Genomic DNA, 17,982 nt, shown 5'->3' on the forward strand with positions numbered 1-17,982 from the left:
TGGGGGACCGTAGGCTGGAACGCGTGAGCCGTACACAGATCTCAGAGGACCTTTTCGAGCGAGCCCGCGCCGTCGTCCCCGGGGGCGTCAACTCCCCGGTGCGGGCGTTCGGCGCCGTCGGGGGCACGCCGCGCTTCATGGCGTCGGGCCAGGGCCCCTACATCACCGACGTCGACGGGAACCGCTACGTCGACCTGGTCTGCTCATGGGGTCCGATGATCCTCGGTCACCGTCACCCGGCCGTGATCGAGGCCGTCTCCGAGGCGCTCCAGCGTGGCATGTCGTACGGCGCCGCCACCCCTGGCGAGGTCGAGCTGGCCGAGGAGATCGTGGCCAGGGTCGCACCGGTGGAGAAGGTGCGCCTGGTCAGCTCGGGCACCGAGGCGACCATGAGCGCGGTACGGCTGGCCCGCGGCTTCACCGGCCGCTCCAAGATCATCAAGTTCGCCGGCTGCTACCACGGGCACGTCGACGCGCTGCTGGCCGCGGCCGGTTCCGGCGTGGTCACCTTCGGCCTGCCCGACACGCCGGGTGTCACGGGCGCCGCGGCGGCCGACACGATCGTCCTGCCGTACAACGACCTGGCGGCGGTCGAGGAGGCCTTCCGCACGGCCGAGATCGCGTGCGTGATCACCGAGGCGTGTCCCGCGAACATGGGCGTGGTCCCGCCGCTGCCCGGCTTCAACCAGCGGTTGAAGGAGCTGTGCGCGGCCAACGGCGCGCTGCTCATCATCGACGAGGTGCTGACGGGGTTCAGGGTGTCCAAGGCCGGCTGGTACGGTCTCGACCCCGTCGACGCCGACCTCATGACGTTCGGCAAGGTCATGGGCGGCGGCATGCCCACGGCGGCCTTCGGCGGCAGGGCGGACGTCATGGCGAACCTGGCCCCCGAGGGTCCCGTCTACCAGGCGGGCACGCTGTCGGGCAACCCGCTGGCGTGCGCGGCGGGCCTGGCCACGCTGCGCGGTCTGGACGACGACGCCTACGCCAGGGTCGACGCGGCGGCCGAGACGGTCTCGCTCGCGGCGGCGAAGGCGCTGGAGGCGGCGGGCGTTCCGCACCGGCTCCAGAGCGCGGGCAGCCTGTTCTCGATCTTCTTCACCGATCGGGAGGTCACCGACTTCGCCGCGGCTCAGACGCAGAACACCAAGGCGTACACGGCGTTCTTCCACTCGATGCTCGACCAGGGCGTCTACCTGCCGCCGTCGGCGTACGAGGCCTGGTTCCTGTCGGCGGCGCACGACGAGGAGGCGCTCGGGTCGATCCTGGCGGCCCTGCCCGCAGCCGCCGAGGCGGCGGCCGCAGCAGGCTGACCGGCGCGGGGGGTCAGCGGCGGGCGGTGGTGACGGGTTCGGGCAGGGGTGCGGCGCGGCGGCGGGCGGCGCGGGGTCTGGTGCCCGCGTACAGCGCGCCGGACACGATCAGCACTCCCGCCACCAGCTTGAGCCACGAGATGCTCTCCCCGGTCACCAGCGCCGCCGACGACAGGCCGAAGACCGGGATGAGCAGCGTGTACGGCGCGACCGTCGAAGCGTCGTAGCGCCGCAGCAGCCACCCCCACACCCCGAACCCGCCGAGGGTCGACACGAACGCCACGTACACCAGCGACCCGATGCCCTCCCAGGCGAACGTCAGGTGCGGCACGCCCTCAACAGCCAGCGACAGCAGCAGGAGCGGGGGCGCGGACAGCGCGCTGACCCACACCATGAAGCGCAGCGAGTCGGGCGGCGCGGCCTTGCGCTGGATGACGGTGCCGAGGCCCCAGGCGGCGGCCGCGCCCACGCACAGCAGGAACGCGCCGACGGGCCCGCCGGAGCCGAAGTCGTAGGCCACGATCGCCAGCCCCGCGAAGGCGACGGCCAGGCCGGTGATCCTGCGCGTGCCGGGCCGTTCGCCCAGCAGGACGGCGGCGAACACCACGACGAACAGCGCCTGGGTCTGCAGCACCAGCGAGGACAGTCCTGGCGGCATGCCGGCTCGCATGCCGACGAGCAGCAGGCCGAACTGTCCGACGCCGACCGAGGCGGCCACGCCGGCGATCCACTTCCAGCCCACGGCGGGCCTGCCAACGAACAGCAACGCGGGGAAGGCCGCGAGAGTGAACCGCAGCCCCGCGTAGAGGAGCGGAGGGAAGTGCCTGAGCCCGACCTCCATGACGACGAAGTTGAATCCCCACACGGCGGCGAGGCCGACAGCCAATAGCAAATGCCGCAAACGCATGCGACCATGCTCACAAGTCACAACTTTTAGCACAAGCGACATTTTCTAAGGGGAAAGGTTTAGAATAGCTACATGCTCGACCTGAACCGGCTGAAGGCGCTGCACGCCGTCCACGTCTACGGATCGGTGGGCGCCGCCGCCGACGCGCTGATGGTCACCCCGTCGGCCGTCTCCCAGCAGCTCGCCAAGCTGGAGCGGGAGACGGGCGCGACGCTGCTCGAACGCAACGGCAGAGGGGTGAAGCTCACCGACGCCGCAGGGCTGCTCGCCGAGCACGCCGAACGCATCCTCGCCCTGGTCGAGACCGCCGAGGCCGACTTCGAGGCGCTGCGCGGCGCGGTCGTCGGCAGGCTCAACGTGGGGGCCTTCCCCACCGCGGCCAGGGGCCTGATGCCGCAGGCGCTGACCCTGCTCAGCAAGCGCCACCCCGACCTGGCCGTCCATCTGAACGAGCGCGAGCCCGAGCGGCAGATCAGGGAGGTCGCGCGCGGCGAGCTCGACCTCGTGGTCGTGCAGGACTGGCTGAACAGGCCGATCGCCGTGCCCGAGGGACTGTCGAGGGCGACGCTCCTCGACGACATCGCCGACGTCGCCCTGCCCGCGAGCCACCCGCTGGCCGAGCGCAAGGAGGTGGAGCTGGCCGAGCTGTGCGGCGACCGGTGGATCAGCTCCTCGCCCGGCACGATCTGCCACGACTGGCTGGTCTTCACCCTGCGCAGTGCCGAGCTCGAACCCGAGATCACCTGCAGGGCCGACGAGTACCCGACCCAGCTCGCGCTCGTCGAGGCCGGGCTCGGCTGTGCGATCGTGCCCAGGCTCGGCAGGGTCCACATCCCCGAAGGGGTGCGGATGGTGCCGATCAGGCCCAGGCAGACCCGCCGCATCTACGCGCTGTGGCGCAGCGACGCCGCCAGGCGGCCCGCGATCCGCGCGGCCGTGGAGGCCCTCGTCCACGCCAGCAAGGAGCTGGAGCTCGGCTGGATCACCCCAACCGTCAGCTGATCGCGATCGCGACCATCCCGCCGAGGATGACCCCCGCGGCGACCAGCCGGCGCCGCAGGTCGCCCTCGGCCAGCAGCCGCCCGCCCATCACCACCGCGATCAGCACGCTCACCTCCCGCATCGGCGCGACCACGCTGACCGGCGCCAGCCGGAAGGCGAACAGCGCCAGCAGGTACGACAGCGGCACCAGCACGGCCGCGCCCAGCACCCTCTTCCAGTGCTCGCGCCACACCTCGACGATCAGCCGCCGCCTGCGCCCGAGCACGAACGGCGTGATCGCCACCGTCCTGAACAGCTCGCCGAGATAGATCAGCACCATCGGGACGACCGCGAGCTCCTTGACCAGCTGCGCGTCCCAGACCGTGTAGGCGGCGATGAACATGCCCGTCATCAGCCCGAACAGCAGCCCCTTGACGTCGCCGGCGCCGCCTCCGCTGAGCAGGAACACGCCGATGCCCACCAGCAGGATGCCCGCGATGCCGAGATGCGTCGGGTGCTCGCCGAGGAACAGCACGGCCACGGTGCTGGCCAGCATCGGCCCCGTGCCCCTGGCCACGGGGTAGACCACCGACAGGTCGCCGTGGCGGTAACCGCGCTGGAGCAACACGAAGTAGGCCAGATGCAGCGACGCGCTCACGCAGATCAGCGGCACCACCTGCCACGAGGGCATGGCGCCGGAGATCAGCGCGGCGGGCGTCCACAACACGGTCGCCGCGGCGGCGACCAACCAGAGGAAGACGACGGCGTCGGCTTTGGCGGCCTGCTTGCTCAGCAGGTTCCAGCCGGCGTGGGAGACGGCGGCGACCAGGACCAGGGCGAGTGCGAGGGGGTTCACACCTCCACTTTCGCAGGCGGCGTGATCTGAGCGGATAGGGTGGGGCCACCATGGCTGAGACCACCGTCGTTCACCTGCTGCGGCACGGTGAGGTGCACAATCCCGAAGGCGTCCTGTACGGCAGGCTGCCCGACTACCACCTGTCGGAGACCGGCCACCTCATGGCCGAGACGGTCGCCAAGGCCGTGGCCGACCGCGACATCGTCCGTCTCTACAGCTCCCCGCTCGAACGCGCCCAGGAGACGGCCGCCCCCCTGGCCGGCAAGCTCGGGCTCGACATCGTGACCGACGAGCGGCTGATCGAGGCGGGCAACGTGCTCGAAGGCCGGAAGATCGCTCGCCTGATGCGCAGCCCCGGCAACTTCCGCCACTTCTGGCATCCGGGCCGGCCGTCGTGGGGTGAGCCGTACGTGCAGGTCGTGGCGCGGATGCGGGCCATGGTCGACAGCGCGCGCGCCGAGGTCCGCGGGCACGAGGCGGTGCTGGTCAGCCACCAGCTGCCGATCTGGATGATCAGGATGGCCGCCGAGGGGCGCAGGCTGTGGCACGATCCGCGCCGCCGCCAGTGCGCGCTGGCCAGCCTGACCACGTTCACCTTCGAGGGCGACAGGCTCGTCAGCGTCGGCTACAGCGAGCCCGCCGCCGCGCTCGTCAAGGGCGGGCCCACCGTCCCGGGCGCGTGACCGCGCCGGTAGAGTGGCAAGCTCTACCGGCTGTAGTACAAGGAGATCGTTCTCCCGTGCGCGCGAAACCCCACGCCCTCGCCCTCGTGGCCTTGCTCGCCGTCTCCGGCTGCGCGGGCAGCGCCGGCGGCCAGCCGCAGGCGGGCGACACCAGGTTCGTCGCGGGCGACGGCAAGGTGACCGTGTTCCCCGCCGCCGAGCGCAAGCAGGCGCCCGCGGTCGAGGGCCCCACCCTCGACGGCGGCACGGTCTCGCTCGCCGCGCACAAGGGCAAGGTCGTCGTGCTCAACTTCTGGGCCTCGTGGTGCGGCCCGTGCAGGGCCGAGGCGCCGGTGCTGAAAGACATCTACGCCAAGACCAAGTCGACGGGCGTGGAGTTCGTCGGCATCGACTTCAAGGACCGCCAGGCCGACGCGCTTGCCTTCGAGCGCACCGAGCAGCCCGGCTACCCGAGCATCTTCGACCAGCCGGGCAAGGTGGCGCTGTCGTTCCAGGGCACCGTGCCGCCCGCCGCGATCCCCTCCACGCTCATCATCGACGAGCAGGGCAGGGTGGCGGCCAGGGCGCTCGGCGCGGTCAAGTACAACGACCTGCTCAAGGCCGTGACCCAGGTGCGCGATGAGTGACGTCGTCGCCTCCGGCTCGCTGCTGCTCGCGGTGCCGATCGCGGTGCTGGCGGGCCTGGTGTCGTTCCTGTCGCCGTGCGTGCTGCCGCTGGTGCCCGGCTACCTGTCGTACGTGACGGGGATGAGCGCCGACCCCAAGCGCGGCCGGCTGGTGCTCGGCACCGGCCTGTTCGTCGCGGGCTTCGCGGCGGTGTTCGTCGCCGGCGGCGCGCTGTTCGGCGGCCTCGGTTCGGCCCTGTACGGCAGCGCCGACGTCATCACGCGCATCGTCGGCGCGCTGACGATCGTGCTCGGCCTCGCCTTCCTCGGCGTCATCCCCGGGCTCATGCGCGACGTGCGCATCCACCGGGTGCCGAACGCGGGCCTGGCGGGCGCGCCGCTGCTCGGTGTGGTGTTCGGCCTCGGCTGGACCCCGTGCATCGGCCCCACGCTCGCCGTCGTGCTCTCCCTCGGCTACAACGAGGGCAGCGCCGCCAGGGGCGCCTTCCTCGCCGTCGCCTACGCCCTCGGGCTCGGCCTGCCGTTCGTGGTCGCCGCCCTGGCCTACAGCAGGGCGCTGCGCACCTTCCGTGCCATCCGCAAGCACTCGCGCCTCATCACCAGGGTCGGCGGCGGCATGCTCGTCGCGGTCGGCCTCCTGCTCGTCACCGGGCTCTGGGGGCAGATCATCGCGGGCATGCAGACGTGGATCGGCGCATTCGAGCCGGTGATCTGATGACGGTCGACGAGCTCAAGAAGGAGACGCCCAAGCCCGCCAGGCTCGGCTTCGTCGGCTGGCTGCGCTGGGGCTGGCGCACGCTGACCTCGATGAAGACGGCGCTCATCCTGCTGTTCCTGTTCGCGCTGGCCTCCATCCCCGGCTCCCTGGTGCCGCAGCGCTCGGTCGAGCCCGACAAGGTCGCGCTGATCTACCAGAACGATCCGGCGCTGGCCGAGTGGTACGACCGCCTCCACCTGTTCGACGTCTTCAGCGCGCCCTGGTTCGCGGCCATCTACCTGCTGCTGTTCACCTCGCTGATCGGCTGCGTCCTCCCGCGCACCACCACCTACCTGAAGGAGCTGCGCCGCAAGCCGCCGACGGCCCCGAAGAACCTGTCGCGCCTGCCGTACCACGCGGCGGTCGAAGGCCCGCTCGACGCCGACGAGGCCGCCCGCAGGCTGCGCAAGCTGCGCTTCAGGGTGGCGACAGGCCCCGGCTGGGTGTCGGCGGAGAAGGGCTACCTGCGCGAGACCGGCAACCTGCTCTTCCACATCGCGCTGCTCGGCCTGCTGGTCTCGGTCGGGATCGGCTCCCTGTACGGCTACCGCGGCAACGTCCTGGTCGTCGAGGGCGACGGCTTCGCCAACACCGTGGCCGCCTACGACCGCTACATGCCGGGCAACCGCGTCTCCGCGGAGTCGCTCGAGCCGTTCCACTTCACACTGAATGACTTCCAGGCCACCTACCAGGTCACCGGCGACAAGCGCGGGCAGGAGCTCGACTACACCGCCAAGCTGCGGGTCAACGACTCCTACGACTACGACCTCAAGGTCAACGAGCCGCTCGACGTCAACGGCACCCTGACCTACCTGATCGGCCACGGCTACGCGCCCGTCTTCAAGGTGACCGACGGCAAGGGGCAGGTGGCCTTCAACGGTCCTGTGCCGTGTCTCATCGAGCAGAAGGCGACGCTGACCTCCGGCTGCGTGGTCAAGGTGCCCGACGCCCAGCCACAGCAACTGGGGTTCCTGCTGCAGTTCCTGCCGACGAGCGTGCAACTGCACAGCGGGGGCTACGTCTCGGCCTTCCCCGGCGCCGCCAAGCCCGAGGCGAAGATCCTCGGCGCGTTCTCCGGCGACCTGGGCGTGCGCTCGGGCAAGCCGCAGTCGGTCTACGAGCTGGCACCGCCGGAGGTCATGAAGAAGCTGAACCCTCTCGTCATGGGGTCGAAGGCGCCGCCGCCGCTCGCGGTCGGCAAGTCCTTCGACCTGCCGGGCGGCGTGGGGAAGATCGAGTTCACCGACGTGAAGGAGTGGATGACGCTCCAGATCGCGTACGACCCTGGACGCATGCCCGCGCTGCTGTCCTCCGCCCTCGCGACCGTCGCCCTGGTCATGTCGCTCATGATCCGCCGCCGCCGCGTCTTCGTCCGGATCAAGGACGGCATCGTGGACGTGGGCGGACTGACGCGCACCGAGGGCTCGGGTGCGGGCTTCGCCGAGGAGTTCGCCGACATCGTCAAGGTCCTATCCGCAGGAGAGAAGGATGTCCGCTGACCAACTGGCAGGACTGAGCGACGACCTGGTCCTCGCGACAGTGCTGCTCTACCTGGCCTCGATGATCGGGTTCGCGCTGGAGTTGGCGTTCGGCAGGGCCCGTACCAACTCGGGCGCCACCGCGATCACCGTCACCGAGGACGGGGTCACCGAAGGCGCGCCCGCCGTCGCCGCGAAGGCCACGGTCACCGTGGGCTCCTCGGGGAGCGGCCCGGCCGAGTCCGGTGCTGCGGGCGACGTCGTCGTCAGCCCGCCTGAGCCGCCCTCGTGGACGCCGGTGGCCGGCCGGATCGCCATCGTGCTCGGCTGGATCGGCTGGGCCGCCAACCTCGGCTCCATCGTCACCCGCGGTCTGTCCGTCGGCCGCTGGCCGTGGGGCAACATGTACGAGTTCGTGGTCGCCATCTGCTTCGCCGCGGTGACGGCCTTCCTGGTGACGCAGCTGCGGGCCAACGTCCGCTTCCTCGGCGCCTTCGTCATGGTGACCTCGGCGCTCGGGCTCGGGTTCGCCGTCATCTGGCTGCACGTGCAGGCGGGACCCGTTGTTCCCGCGCTGAACTCCTACTGGATCGCCATCCACGTCTCGGCCGCGGTCATCGCCAGCGGGCTGTTCATCGTGGCGGGCGTGTCCGGCATCCTCTACCTGCTGCGCGGCGACGGCTTCTCCCGCCTGCCCACGCGCGACGACCTGGAGCGGGTCGCCCACCGGGCGATCGTGCTCGCCTTCCCGATCTGGACGTTCGCCGTCATCGCGGGCGCGCTCTGGGCCGACAAGGCGTGGGGCCGCTACTGGGGCTGGGACCCGAAGGAGATCTGGGCGTTCATCACGTGGATCGCCTACGCCGCCTACCTGCACGCCCGCGCGACCGCGGGCTGGCGCGGGCGCGCGGCCACGATCGTGCAGCTGGTGGCGTTCGCGTGCCTGCTGTTCAACCTGGTGGGCGTCAACATCTTCCTCGGCGGCCTGCACAGCTACGCCGACGTCGGCAGTTAACCGGCGGGACTTCGGTGCCCGCCGCTACGTGAGGCTCACTCCTCGTCGCGCATGCGCCGGTCGAGGTCGCGCAGGAATTCGGGGTCGTCGTCGGGGCCGCGGGGCGCCTCGCCCCTGTCCATGATGGAGCGGCCGGGCAACTGGAACGGGCGCGACCGCGTCGGACGGCCGAGCAGCAGCCACAGCACGCTGCCGACCAGTGGGATCAGGACGACGATGAGCACCCAGAGGATCTTCGGCAGGTTGCGGGACTCCTCGTCGGGAGTCGTGATGACGTCGAACAACGAGTAGAGCCAGAAGGCCAGCACCGCCAGTCCAACAAGCACGCCAGGCATGTCTGCACTGTAGGCCATCCCTCGCGTGATCGCGCCGGGTGCTGCCCATATCGGGTGACTCGGGAAGATCGACGTCGTACCGTGGTACCTGTTTCTCGGGCACCCGGCTCGCGAGGGCCTGGTTGATGCGGGTGCCCGGTTTCTCGGCGGTTCGACCAAGGAGGCACCACCGGGCTCGGCCCGGGCGAGCGCACGTCGTCTCGCCGTCCCCGCGCGGGGCGGTGCGGGAGAGCGGGCACCGCGGCGCGGCGCCGCGGGGCGAGGGCTTGGGGCCGGCGGCTCCAACGTCGTGGAGAGGTGCGATGGCCTTTTCTGACGATCGGCGGACCGGCGACAAGGGCCGCCATCGAAGGGGCAGTCGTTGGTGGCGGCGGGGCTCCTATCTTTCATCGCGTCGCTCGGACGCGCCACGCGAGTCGTTCTGGGGCGGCGACAGGGCCGACCGCCCTTCCGAGTATCGTCCTGGGCCCGGGAGCCATCCAGGGGCCGAGAGCCGTCCTGGGGTCGGCAACCGTCCTGGGGTCGAGAACCTGCCTGGGTCTGAGAACCCCTCGGGGCGTGGGAACCACGCTGCCCACGGGAGGCGTGCTGCGGACGGCTCGCCCGGGTGGCCCGCTGAGCGGCGGACGGCCCCACCGGCCGGTCCCGGGTACGGCGGGCCGTACGAGGGCCTGTATCGCCAGGACGGGCGGGCCGGAGAGCATCCCTACGCGGGACGGCTGGAGAAGGAACGCGGCGACAGGGGCGAGCGCCACGCCGCCTCCGTGCTCGACCGGCCGCAGTACACCTGGCAGGACTTCGAGCGCGTGGACGAGCGCCCGAGAGCGCAGCCCAACCGGCCCGACCTGCCCGCCCAGGGCGACGGCCTGACCCACTGCGGACGCCTCGAAGCCATCCTGCACCGCCAGTGGGACGCCAGGCAGGGCCCGCCCTCGGCCGACGCGGTCAGGGCCGTGGACAGCCTGGCCAGGCTGCCCGAACGCCTCAAGGAGTTGCTGGCCGACGGGCTCGAGGGCATCTACGTCGGCGAGGGCGGCGTCCCCGACCTCGACGACATGGGCTACCTGCGTGGAGCGCCGCTGCCCTCGGGGCGGGCGACGTGGGACATCTGCGCCGGCGCGTACGGCGACCGCAAGATCGTCGTGGGGGATCGGCCCTCACCCACGCCCGACGTGATGATGCACGAGGCCGGCCACGCCATCGACGACGTCGACGCGCCGCACGGCGATTGGGTGTCGGACTCACCGGAGTTCGTGGCACTCTACGAGCAGGCCGAACCCCTTCTGGCCTCTTCCTTCCACCGCCAGGGCGGCGGGCTCGGACGCAAGGAGTTCTTCGCGGACGCCTTCGCGGCGATCGCCTCGCGTCAGCGTCCCGCCCTGGTCGACATGCTGGGCGGTGACACGCGGATGGCGCTCAACGTGATGTTGTTCTTCAACCGGCGCTACGGAATCTAGGTGATCAGCAATGTACGTGATCCGGCTCGCTGACGGGACTCTGCGCGTGCCGGAGAGCCTGACCAGCGAAGACGGGCGTCTCATCGGCAACGCGTACGTCGAGGTGGGGCCCGGCGACCCGGACTACGAGCGGTGGCTGGCCGAGGCGCTGACGGAGGAAGAGCTCGCCGAGCGGCGACGACGGTGGGAGACGGACAACGACGAGCTGGAGCGCGCGTTCCTGGCCTTCAAGTCCGAACAGGAATCCGGGCAGGAGTCCGGGCAGGGGGACGGCTGACCGTCACCGGCGGGGCGGGGCGGGGGCATCACGACTCGACCCTTGGAACGTGCGACGTGACGGCGGCCCGCCGAAGTCGGCTGGAGTGGCGTGGAGGACGGGCCCCGGCCACGTGACCGCGGTGGGCTTGAGCCCGCCTGCCGTACGGACTGACTGGCCTGTCGGGTGACCCTGCGTGTTCCGGGTTGCACGCGCAGGATCACCGATGACGGACGTCAGACGCGCGGGGACTCACCTGCGGGCCGGTCGGCCGTAAGGACGTCCTCGCCACGGAGAAGGGCGTGCACTTCCGACTCGCGAAAGCGACGGTGCCCTCCGGGGGTGCGGATGCTACTGATGCGGCCTGCCGCGGCCCAGCGCGTCACCGTCTTTGGGTCTACCCGGAAGAGGGCGGCGACCTCTCCCGGCGTCAGCAGACGCTCGCTGCTACTCTCCACCAATCTCTCCCCCTCGCATCCCGCTTCCTGCCAGCGGGCGGACAGGTACCCAGTGTGTCGAGCGAAGCCTGATATATCCGCGCTTTTCAACAAAGATCACGGGTTGTTATCGGCCGACTGCCCGATTGTTATATGATAGAGCCTCTTTGGGGCTCTCGTGGGTGTTTCTTTACGAAAGCGCCTTACTGGGAACAGTAGCAGCGCTCGCGCCTGGTGCGTAGAGCGACCGCCCTCACCGCCGAGTAACCTCGAGGTGTGCGTCCCGTTCTCGTTTACACCGCGTCGCGGATCAGCCTGTTTGTCGTGACCCTGGGTGTGCTGTACCTGTTGAACCTCAGAGAGCCGCTGGTCCTGATCGCCGTGGCGTTCGTGATCAGTGGGATTGCCAGCTACGTCCTGCTGTCCAGGCAGCGTGACGCCATGAGCGCACGCATCAGCGACAAGGTCGACCAGCCGAAGCCGGAGGACGACTAGGGCAGGGGGAACATGCCAATCCGGGCATGGTACTCCCGTCCGAGTCGCGTTGTGTCACTACCAACGAGTAGTCCGTCCTTGTGCGCCAGAAATGCCTTGACACCGATCCCACGCTCCCTGCCCGGATTCCAGCTGAGCGCCTTTCCGGAGACGGGGTGAATGGCCGCGATACCCTCCCGCGGCACCGCCCCGGGCCCCGCCGAGTCGCGGCCTTGCGGATTGTCCATCCAGCGCTGATGGCCGCCCACGTAGACGGCCGCGCCCGTCACGGCCACCGAATAGAGCGAATCGCCGCCCGTGTGGTTGACCCAGGTCGGCCTGACCGTGGCTGACCTGGCATGGGTCTCGAACCTGGCCGCGCTGTCGCACAGCTTCCTCCTGCCGCCCGCGCCACCCGTGGTGACCACCACGAAGTAGCTCCCGTCTGGGGAGACGTCGAGGCCCCGCACGTAGGAGGGGAAGACGGCCCTGCACGCGGGGGCGTAGGCGTCGGTGCGCCAGGTGGCGACTTTCGCCCGCGCCCGGCTGAGGTCGATCAGGCCGAGTTGGGCCCTGGGCAGGCCGTCCAGCGTGGTGAAGCTGCCGTCGACGATCAGCCTGTCACGGGTGAGGGCCAGCGCGTGGACCTTCACCTTGGGGGTGAGGGGCGCGCCCGGCGTGATCGTGAAGCGGGGGTCGGCCGCGCCGGTCGTGGCGTTGAGCCTGGCCAGCGCCACACGGGGGCGGGTGAAGTCGCCTCCGGCGTACAGCTGCGAGCCGCTTCTGGCCAGTGTCGTGACCTGCCCGCCGCTCACCTGCGGGTCGAAGCTCTCCACGGCGGCGCCGTCGGCCAGGCGCAGCCGTACGAGGCCGTCGCCGCCGACGTAGACGGTGTCGCCGTCGCCGGGAGCCAGCGCGTGGACGGAATCGTCGATCGAGGGCGCGAAGCCGGGCAGGATCTCGCCCGTGCGCAGGTTGTAGGCGAAGAGATTGTCGCGTTCCACGGCGAATGACCGGCTTGCGTCACTCACTTCGGAGAAGTCGCCGCCGACGACGACGGTGTCGCCGACCACGGTGATGGCGTTGACGATGCCATCGAGGACATGGGGCGTGGTGTCGAGAGGATTCGTCGACACCACGCGGGTGTGCGCGACGGGCGTGACGGCCACGAGCGCCGCGAGGGTGGTTCGGACAAGCATTCGCCAAGTCTTAGCAGACTCTGAGTAATCGAGTTGCTACTTTCGGTTTATTGTCGCTTAAGCCCTAGGCTTGACCCCATGACCCGCGCTCAGTTGGACAAGCAGCCGCATGAGGTCGCCGCGATGTTCGATCGCACGGCCAGGCGATACGACTTCGTGAACGACGTCATCTCGCTCGGGCAGGTGCGGCTGTGGCGCAAGGCCGTCGCCCGGGCCGTCGACGCGGGCCCCGGCGAGCTCGTCCTCGACCTCGGGGCCGGCACGGGCACCTCCACCGACTCCTTCACCGGGCTCGGCGCCCGCGCGATCGCCTCCGACTTCTCGCTCGGCATGCTCGCCACCGGCGTCAGGCGCAGGGGCGGCAACGCGCTCACGGGCGGGGGCGTGCCGTTCATCGCGGGCGACGCGCTGAACCTGCCGTTCGCCGACGACGCCTTCGACGCGGTGACGATCTCGGTGGCGCTGCGCAACGTGCACGACACCGAGCAGGCCCTGCGCGAGATGCTCCGCGTGACCAAGCCCGGCGGCAAGCTGGTGATCCTCGAGTTCTCGCACGTGACGGTCAAGACCTTCGATCTGGTCTACCGCGAATACCTGATGAAGCTGCTGCCCAAGGTGGCCACGGTCTTCGGCTCGAACGACGACTCCTACGAGTACCTCGCCGAGTCCATCAGGGACTGGCACGACCAGCCGGCCCTGGCCAAGATCATCCAGCGGGCCGGCTGGGAGCGGGTCGCCTGGCGCAACCTCAACCTTGGCATCGTCGCCATTCACCGGGGCTACAAGCCCCAGGGCTGAACCACTTCCATGGTCACCAGGCCGCCGTTGGCCGGGTGCCGGTAGAAGACGACCGCCTGGGCCAGGCAGGCGGTCCTGATCTCGGCCGCGTAGTCCTCCAGCAGTTCGAGGCTCAGCCCCGACCGCAGTCCGAGGAGCAGCAGCACGCTCGCGCCTTCCACGCTCATCCTGAGCACGAGCGGGAGGCGGCCTTTCGGTGTGCGCATGGACGTCCGCTTGGCCAGGCCCTGGAAGCGGTGCCGGACGACCACCGCCACCACCTGGCGCACGATCTCCTGTCTGACCCATGACGTCGCCATGCAGGCCAGTGCGACGCCGACCACGGCCATGGCCGCCGTCACGCCGTCCGTCCACGCCGCCACCTGGGCGGTGACCAATGCGAGCAGGCAGAGCGCCGTGGCCTCCGTACGCCACCTGAACACCGCCCCGAGCCGGGCGGGCAGATCCCGCGCCTGGGGGATGTACGGGTGGCTGCGAGGATGCCCTCCGCCCTCACATAAGGGGCGGCGGCGCCTGGTCGCCGGGCTGATATCGGTTGAGCTCCAGAGGAGGAAGCTCCCCTTGCGCGATCCACGCCTGGGGGTGACTCTGGTCATGTCTCACGGCTCCGATGTCCTGTCGTCGGTACGCGGTGCTGAGGGACTTCCGGGCGCGCTCCGCCCGTTCGTCTGCGTGGACATCCGGCTCGAACGTTCGTGGGGAGGTGCGCGCTTCTTCACGTCGGTTCACCGCTTCTCGCAGTAGGATGGCATTTTCCCTCCGGGAAGTGTCGTGCAATTCCCGCTGGGATTATTGGAGAGATGCCCGCCTTCAAAGGGGTTCAACCCTTCCAGGCGGTGGGTAGTACTTCGACACGCTTGTGAGGAGAGCTGAGTGGCGCGGGAGCCGAGCCCCACCGTCAGCCGACGCCGTCTCGCCGCAGAGCTGCGTCGACTCCGCGAGGATGCCCAGGTAACGGGCACCCAGGTCGCCCAGGTCCTGGACGGATCTTCATCCAAGGTGTCCCGCATGGAGAAGGCCCAGGTGGCCGCCCACCGCGAGGATGTCGCCAGGCTGGCCGACTTCTACCAGGTACGGCCCGCCGTCCGCGAGGCCCTGCTCGCGCTGGCGGTGGAGGCCGAGGGCAAGGGCTGGTGGGATGCGCACGGCGAATCGCTGTCGGAGTCCTACACCACCTTCATCGGACTGGAGGCGGGTGCCGCGACGATGCTCACGTGGCAGAACGTCATCTTTCCCGGGCTGCTGCAGACCGCCGACTACGCCAGGGCGCTCATCAGCTTCGGCGATGCGTGGAACGCGCTTCCACCGACGCAGATCGACCGTCTGGTCAGGGTCCGTGACCGCCGGGGGCGCATTCTCGAGGCACCCGATCCGCTGAATCTCACCGTCCTGCTCGACGAGTCGGTTCTGATGCGCAGGTTCGGCTCACCCGAAGTCATGCGCAACCAGCTCGGGCATGTGCTGCGTGTCGCGGAGCTGCCGAACGTCACCATCCGGGTGGTGCCGCTCGAGCGCTCCTCGGCCTTTCACAGTTTCGTCCTGCTGAAGTTTCCGCAGCGTGAGGGCCTGGACCCGCTCCACGACGACCTCGTCTACATCGAGAACGCCACCGACGCGATTCTCGAAGAGAGCGAACAGAAGACTTTCGCGTATGAACGTGTGTTCCACCAGGTGTTGGCCGCCGCGCTGTCGGAAGAGGATTCACTGAAACTCATCGGAGAACTAGCTCGGTGAATTGGTCACTCCCTGTCGGGGTATGCCCTCCTTGGCCCCCGACAGTGAGGACATGCCCATGGAGTCAACGACCTCAGAAGAGATCGTATGGCGCAAGAGCAGCTTCAGTAATGTCACTGGTGAGTGCATTGAGGTCGCGCGGACCGATCGGGCAGTGCTCGTCAGAGACTCCAAGCGACCTGACGGCGCCGTCCTGAGCTTCAGTCACAAGGCGTGGGACGCGTTCAAGGTAGGAGTCAAGGACGGTCAGTTCGACTGACGATAGGCGGGGCGGCGCGGCCGCCCCACAAGGTGTTTGTGCAGGTATGGGCGCCATGTCCATCGCCCCTGGGGTATTTGTTTCCTAACCTGCCAGCCTCATTTTGGTAACTGTCTGGCGTCGATCCGCGATCTTGAGATTCAATCCAGGGAGGATTGGCGCGATCGACACGCCCGCGCTCGTGCGACGACGCACTGAGCGCCTTCTTCTTTTGGGATGAGATGTGAACAGTGCGGTGTTCGGGACAGGTCTTCCCATCGTCCCTTCTAGCGACCCGGACACCACCTGGCGCAAGAGCTCGTTCAGCGGCCCGACGGGGGAGTGCGTCGAGTTCGCTCGCGGCGCCGACGGGGTGCTGATCCGGGACTCCAAGGACCCGTCCGGCGGGGTGCTGGCGTTCACTCTCGGTGAGTGGCGGGCCTTCCTCGCCGGGGTTCGCAACGCCGAGTTCGACGTCTGACTCCCGAACCGGTGATCGAGTCAAGGCCCTCTGTCGTGGACAGGGGGCCTTCGTCGTGGGTAAGCGTGTACCCGGCTGCCACCTGGTGCCGGAAAAGCGCTAGACTGCGTGCCGACAAAGTTTGTGAAGAGCTTCACAAAGGAACGAAGGCCCACACTCCGAGGCCGACCAGCGTGTAGGACAGGACAGGTCCGTGACCGTGCCAGCCGACATCAGGCAAGCGCAGGAGCCCGCCGTGACAGCGCGAGGAACGAGCCGGCGAGCGGCGAAGCGGGCGCGACAGTGAACGCGACCGACGCCGACGTCATCGTCGTCGGCGCGGGTCCCGCGGGCTCGGCGACGGCGTTCTATCTCGCCCAGGCCGGGCTCGACGTCCTGCTTCTCGAAAAGACGCGCTTCCCTCGTGAGAAGGTCTGCGGCGACGGTCTGACCCCGCGGGCGGTCAAGCAGCTCATGAACATGGGCGTCGACATCGACGCTCCTGGCTGGGTGCGCAACAAGGGCCTGCGCGTCGTGGGCGGCGGCGGGCGTTACGACCTCGACTGGCCGCAGCTCGACAGTTTCCCCGACTTCGGCCTGGTACGCACCAGGCAGGACTTCGACCAGATCGTCGCGGCCAACGCGGTGAAGGCCGGCGTGCGCCTGATGGAGGGCGTCAACGTCAGCGGCCCGATCATCGACGACCGCAGCGGTCACATCGTGGGCGTCACGACCAAGGAAGGCGTCTCCTACCGCAGCCGCCTGGTGGTCGCCGCCGACGGCAACTCCACCAGGCTCGCCCTGGCCATGGGGCTGCACAAGCGGGAAGACCGGCCGATGGGCGTGGCCGTACGGACCTATTTCGAGTCTCCGCGCCACGACGACGACTACCTGGAGATCTGGCTGGAGCTCTGGGACCAGGAGACGCTGCTGCCCGGCTACGGCTGGGTGTTCGGCCTGGGCGACGGCACCTCCAACGTGGGTCTCGGCCTGCTCAACACCAGCGACGCGTTCAAGACCATCGACTACCGCGACCTGCTCAAGCGGTGGACGAGGAACATGCCCGCCGAGTGGGGCTTCACCGAGGACAACATGACGACCCCCATCAGGGGGGCGGCGCTGCCGATGGCCTTCAACCGGCAGCCGCACTACACCAGGGGCCTGGTGCTCGTGGGCGACTCGGGCGGCGCGATCAACCCGTTCAACGGCGAGGGCATCGCCTACGCCATGGAGACGGGCGAGATCGCCGCCGAGGTGATCGTCAAGGCGTTGCGCGGCACCACGCCCGCGCAGCAGGAGCGGATCCTGCGGGCCTACCCGCGGGTGCTCAAAGACGCATATGGCGGATATTTCACGCTTGGCAGGTGGTTTGTCGAAGCTATCGGGAAGCCTGGGGTGATGAGCTTCGGCACCCGGCATGGGCTGCACCATCCCAGGCTGATGCGCTTCGCTCTCAAACTCCTTGGTAATCTCACCGACCGGCGAGGCGATGCGTCAGACCGGATCATCAACGCTCTCGCGAAGGTCGTCCCACCAGCATGAACCTTTCATCCGCCCGGCACACTTACAGATCAGACTGCGCGCCCGCGCGCGTGGAGATGGGAGAGGAGGCGTAGCGATGGATCTCTATGTGCCCATCCTGGTGCTCGCCGTTCTCGCGGGAGGGTTCGCGCTCTTCTCGGTCGCGATCGCCCCGTTCACCGGTCCCAAGCGCTGGAACCGCGCCAAGCTTGACGCCTACGAATGCGGCATCGAGCCGACGCCCCAGCCCGTCGGTGGCGGACGTTTCCCGCTGAAGTACATGATCACCGCGATGCTGTTCATCGTGTTCGACATCGAGATCATCTTCCTTTACCCGTGGGCCGTGTCGTTCGACATGCTCGGGGTCTTCGGGCTGGTCGAGATGGTGCTGTTCATCGTCACCGTGCTCGTGGCGTATGCCTACGTGTGGCGCCGCAAGGGTCTGGACTGGGACTAG

Annotated in this window: 22 protein-coding genes; 16 read left to right on the forward strand and 6 right to left on the reverse strand. The window is 69.2% G+C overall.

Translation table 11 applies throughout. From position 1 onward, the window contains the following. Positions 1–23 precede the first annotated feature (23 nt). On the forward strand, positions 24–1,313 hold the full coding sequence (gene hemL, locus ACFXJ8_RS20940) for a glutamate-1-semialdehyde 2,1-aminomutase (protein ID WP_379645581.1): 1,290 nt from the start codon (positions 24–26) through the stop codon (positions 1,311–1,313). Positions 1,314–1,326: 13 nt separating this feature from the next. Here hemL and ACFXJ8_RS20945 read toward each other — a convergent pair whose 3' ends face one another. Next, positions 1,327–2,220: an EamA family transporter gene (locus ACFXJ8_RS20945; protein ID WP_379645582.1), complete on the reverse strand. Its 894-nt coding sequence runs from the start codon at positions 2,218–2,220 to the stop codon at positions 1,327–1,329. Between the two features lie 72 nt (positions 2,221–2,292). On the opposite strand from ACFXJ8_RS20945, the gene ACFXJ8_RS20950 reads away from it, so the two are divergent. Continuing rightward, positions 2,293–3,222 carry a LysR family transcriptional regulator gene (locus ACFXJ8_RS20950; protein ID WP_379645583.1) on the forward strand — a complete coding sequence of 310 codons (930 nt, stop codon included), beginning with the start codon at positions 2,293–2,295 and terminating at the stop codon, positions 3,220–3,222. Here the strand turns inward: ACFXJ8_RS20950 and ACFXJ8_RS20955 are convergent. Then, a complete protein-coding gene (locus ACFXJ8_RS20955) occupies positions 3,215–4,057 on the reverse strand; it encodes an EamA family transporter (RefSeq protein ID WP_379645584.1) in 843 nt (280 codons plus the stop codon). The genes ACFXJ8_RS20950 and ACFXJ8_RS20955 overlap by 8 nt on opposite strands. A gap of 50 nt (positions 4,058–4,107) precedes the next feature. Here ACFXJ8_RS20955 and ACFXJ8_RS20960 point away from each other — a divergent pair, with 50 nt between their 5' ends. From ACFXJ8_RS20960 to ccsA, 5 genes are read left to right on the forward strand one after another with little or no spacing between them, the layout of a single operon-like run. Beyond that, the gene (locus ACFXJ8_RS20960) at positions 4,108–4,740 is read left to right on the forward strand and encodes a histidine phosphatase family protein (RefSeq protein WP_379645585.1); all 633 of its coding nucleotides are present in this window, start codon (positions 4,108–4,110) and stop codon (positions 4,738–4,740) included. Between the two features lie 56 nt (positions 4,741–4,796). Beyond that, positions 4,797–5,366 carry a TlpA family protein disulfide reductase gene (locus ACFXJ8_RS20965; protein WP_379645586.1) on the forward strand — a complete coding sequence of 190 codons (570 nt, stop codon included), beginning with the start codon at positions 4,797–4,799 and terminating at the stop codon, positions 5,364–5,366. Further along, entirely contained in the window at positions 5,359–6,081 is a 723-nt protein-coding gene (locus ACFXJ8_RS20970; protein ID WP_379645587.1) for a cytochrome c biogenesis CcdA family protein, read from the forward strand. The genes ACFXJ8_RS20965 and ACFXJ8_RS20970 overlap by 8 nt, the downstream gene beginning before the upstream one ends. After that, entirely contained in the window at positions 6,081–7,622 is a 1,542-nt protein-coding gene (locus tag ACFXJ8_RS20975; RefSeq protein WP_379645588.1) for a cytochrome c biogenesis protein ResB, read from the forward strand. Before ACFXJ8_RS20970 ends, ACFXJ8_RS20975 begins: the two co-directional genes overlap by 1 nt. After that, the gene (ccsA, locus tag ACFXJ8_RS20980; protein ID WP_379645589.1) at positions 7,612–8,616 is read left to right on the forward strand and encodes a cytochrome c biogenesis protein CcsA; all 1,005 of its coding nucleotides are present in this window, start codon (positions 7,612–7,614) and stop codon (positions 8,614–8,616) included. Before ACFXJ8_RS20975 ends, ccsA begins: the two co-directional genes overlap by 11 nt. Before the next feature lie 35 nt (positions 8,617–8,651). Here the strand turns inward: ccsA and ACFXJ8_RS20985 are convergent, their stop codons facing one another. Beyond that, positions 8,652–8,951, reverse strand: coding sequence for a PLD nuclease N-terminal domain-containing protein (locus tag ACFXJ8_RS20985; RefSeq protein WP_379645590.1), 300 nt, complete (start codon positions 8,949–8,951; stop codon positions 8,652–8,654). A gap of 764 nt (positions 8,952–9,715) precedes the next feature. Here ACFXJ8_RS20985 and ACFXJ8_RS20990 point away from each other — a divergent pair. Together ACFXJ8_RS20990 and ACFXJ8_RS20995 are read left to right on the forward strand one after the other, a co-directional pair. Further along, a complete protein-coding gene (locus tag ACFXJ8_RS20990) occupies positions 9,716–10,408 on the forward strand; it encodes a hypothetical protein (RefSeq protein WP_379645591.1) in 693 nt (230 codons plus the stop codon). A 10-nt stretch (positions 10,409–10,418) separates the two neighbouring features. Continuing rightward, on the forward strand, positions 10,419–10,685 hold the full coding sequence (locus ACFXJ8_RS20995) for a hypothetical protein (RefSeq protein WP_379645592.1): 267 nt from the start codon (positions 10,419–10,421) through the stop codon (positions 10,683–10,685). 215 nt (positions 10,686–10,900) lie between these two features. Here the strand turns inward: ACFXJ8_RS20995 and ACFXJ8_RS21000 are convergent, their stop codons facing one another. Beyond that, positions 10,901–11,122: a BldC family transcriptional regulator gene (locus ACFXJ8_RS21000; protein WP_026214226.1), complete on the reverse strand. Its 222-nt coding sequence runs from the start codon at positions 11,120–11,122 to the stop codon at positions 10,901–10,903. A 255-nt stretch (positions 11,123–11,377) separates the two neighbouring features. Here ACFXJ8_RS21000 and ACFXJ8_RS21005 point away from each other — a divergent pair, with 255 nt between their 5' ends. Continuing rightward, on the forward strand, positions 11,378–11,596 hold the full coding sequence (locus ACFXJ8_RS21005) for a DUF4229 domain-containing protein (protein ID WP_379645593.1): 219 nt from the start codon (positions 11,378–11,380) through the stop codon (positions 11,594–11,596). Here ACFXJ8_RS21005 and ACFXJ8_RS21010 read toward each other — a convergent pair. Then, entirely contained in the window at positions 11,593–12,774 is a 1,182-nt protein-coding gene (locus tag ACFXJ8_RS21010) for a hypothetical protein (RefSeq protein WP_379645594.1), read from the reverse strand. The genes ACFXJ8_RS21005 and ACFXJ8_RS21010 overlap by 4 nt on opposite strands. Before the next feature lie 78 nt (positions 12,775–12,852). On the opposite strand from ACFXJ8_RS21010, the gene ACFXJ8_RS21015 reads away from it, so the two are divergent. After that, complete coding sequence (locus ACFXJ8_RS21015; RefSeq protein WP_379645595.1) at positions 12,853–13,572, forward strand: demethylmenaquinone methyltransferase; 720 nt, start codon at positions 12,853–12,855, stop codon at positions 13,570–13,572. On the opposite strand, the gene ACFXJ8_RS21020 is transcribed toward ACFXJ8_RS21015, so the two are convergent. Then, a complete protein-coding gene (locus ACFXJ8_RS21020; protein ID WP_379645596.1) occupies positions 13,554–13,994 on the reverse strand; it encodes a hypothetical protein in 441 nt (146 codons plus the stop codon). The genes ACFXJ8_RS21015 and ACFXJ8_RS21020 overlap by 19 nt on opposite strands. A gap of 451 nt (positions 13,995–14,445) precedes the next feature. Between ACFXJ8_RS21020 and ACFXJ8_RS21025 the strand changes: the two genes are divergently transcribed. The 5 genes from ACFXJ8_RS21025 (at position 14,446) to ACFXJ8_RS21045 (ending at position 17,982) form a co-directional block, all read left to right on the forward strand. Then, complete coding sequence (locus tag ACFXJ8_RS21025; RefSeq protein WP_379645597.1) at positions 14,446–15,306, forward strand: DUF5753 domain-containing protein; 861 nt, start codon at positions 14,446–14,448, stop codon at positions 15,304–15,306. A 58-nt stretch (positions 15,307–15,364) separates the two neighbouring features. Next, complete coding sequence (locus tag ACFXJ8_RS21030) at positions 15,365–15,565, forward strand: DUF397 domain-containing protein (RefSeq protein ID WP_379645598.1); 201 nt, start codon at positions 15,365–15,367, stop codon at positions 15,563–15,565. A 223-nt stretch (positions 15,566–15,788) separates the two neighbouring features. Beyond that, positions 15,789–16,025, forward strand: a complete 237-nt coding sequence (locus ACFXJ8_RS21035) for a DUF397 domain-containing protein (RefSeq protein WP_379645599.1) — start codon at positions 15,789–15,791, stop codon at positions 16,023–16,025. A 282-nt stretch (positions 16,026–16,307) separates the two neighbouring features. Further along, the gene (locus ACFXJ8_RS21040; RefSeq protein ID WP_379645600.1) at positions 16,308–17,546 is read left to right on the forward strand and encodes a geranylgeranyl reductase family protein; all 1,239 of its coding nucleotides are present in this window, start codon (positions 16,308–16,310) and stop codon (positions 17,544–17,546) included. A gap of 76 nt (positions 17,547–17,622) precedes the next feature. Beyond that, a complete protein-coding gene (locus tag ACFXJ8_RS21045) occupies positions 17,623–17,982 on the forward strand; it encodes an NADH-quinone oxidoreductase subunit A (protein ID WP_358128674.1) in 360 nt (119 codons plus the stop codon).

This window comes from Nonomuraea sp. NPDC059194, assembly GCF_042754765.1.
In the GTDB taxonomy this organism is placed as follows: Bacteria; Actinomycetota; Actinomycetes; order Streptosporangiales; family Streptosporangiaceae; genus Nonomuraea.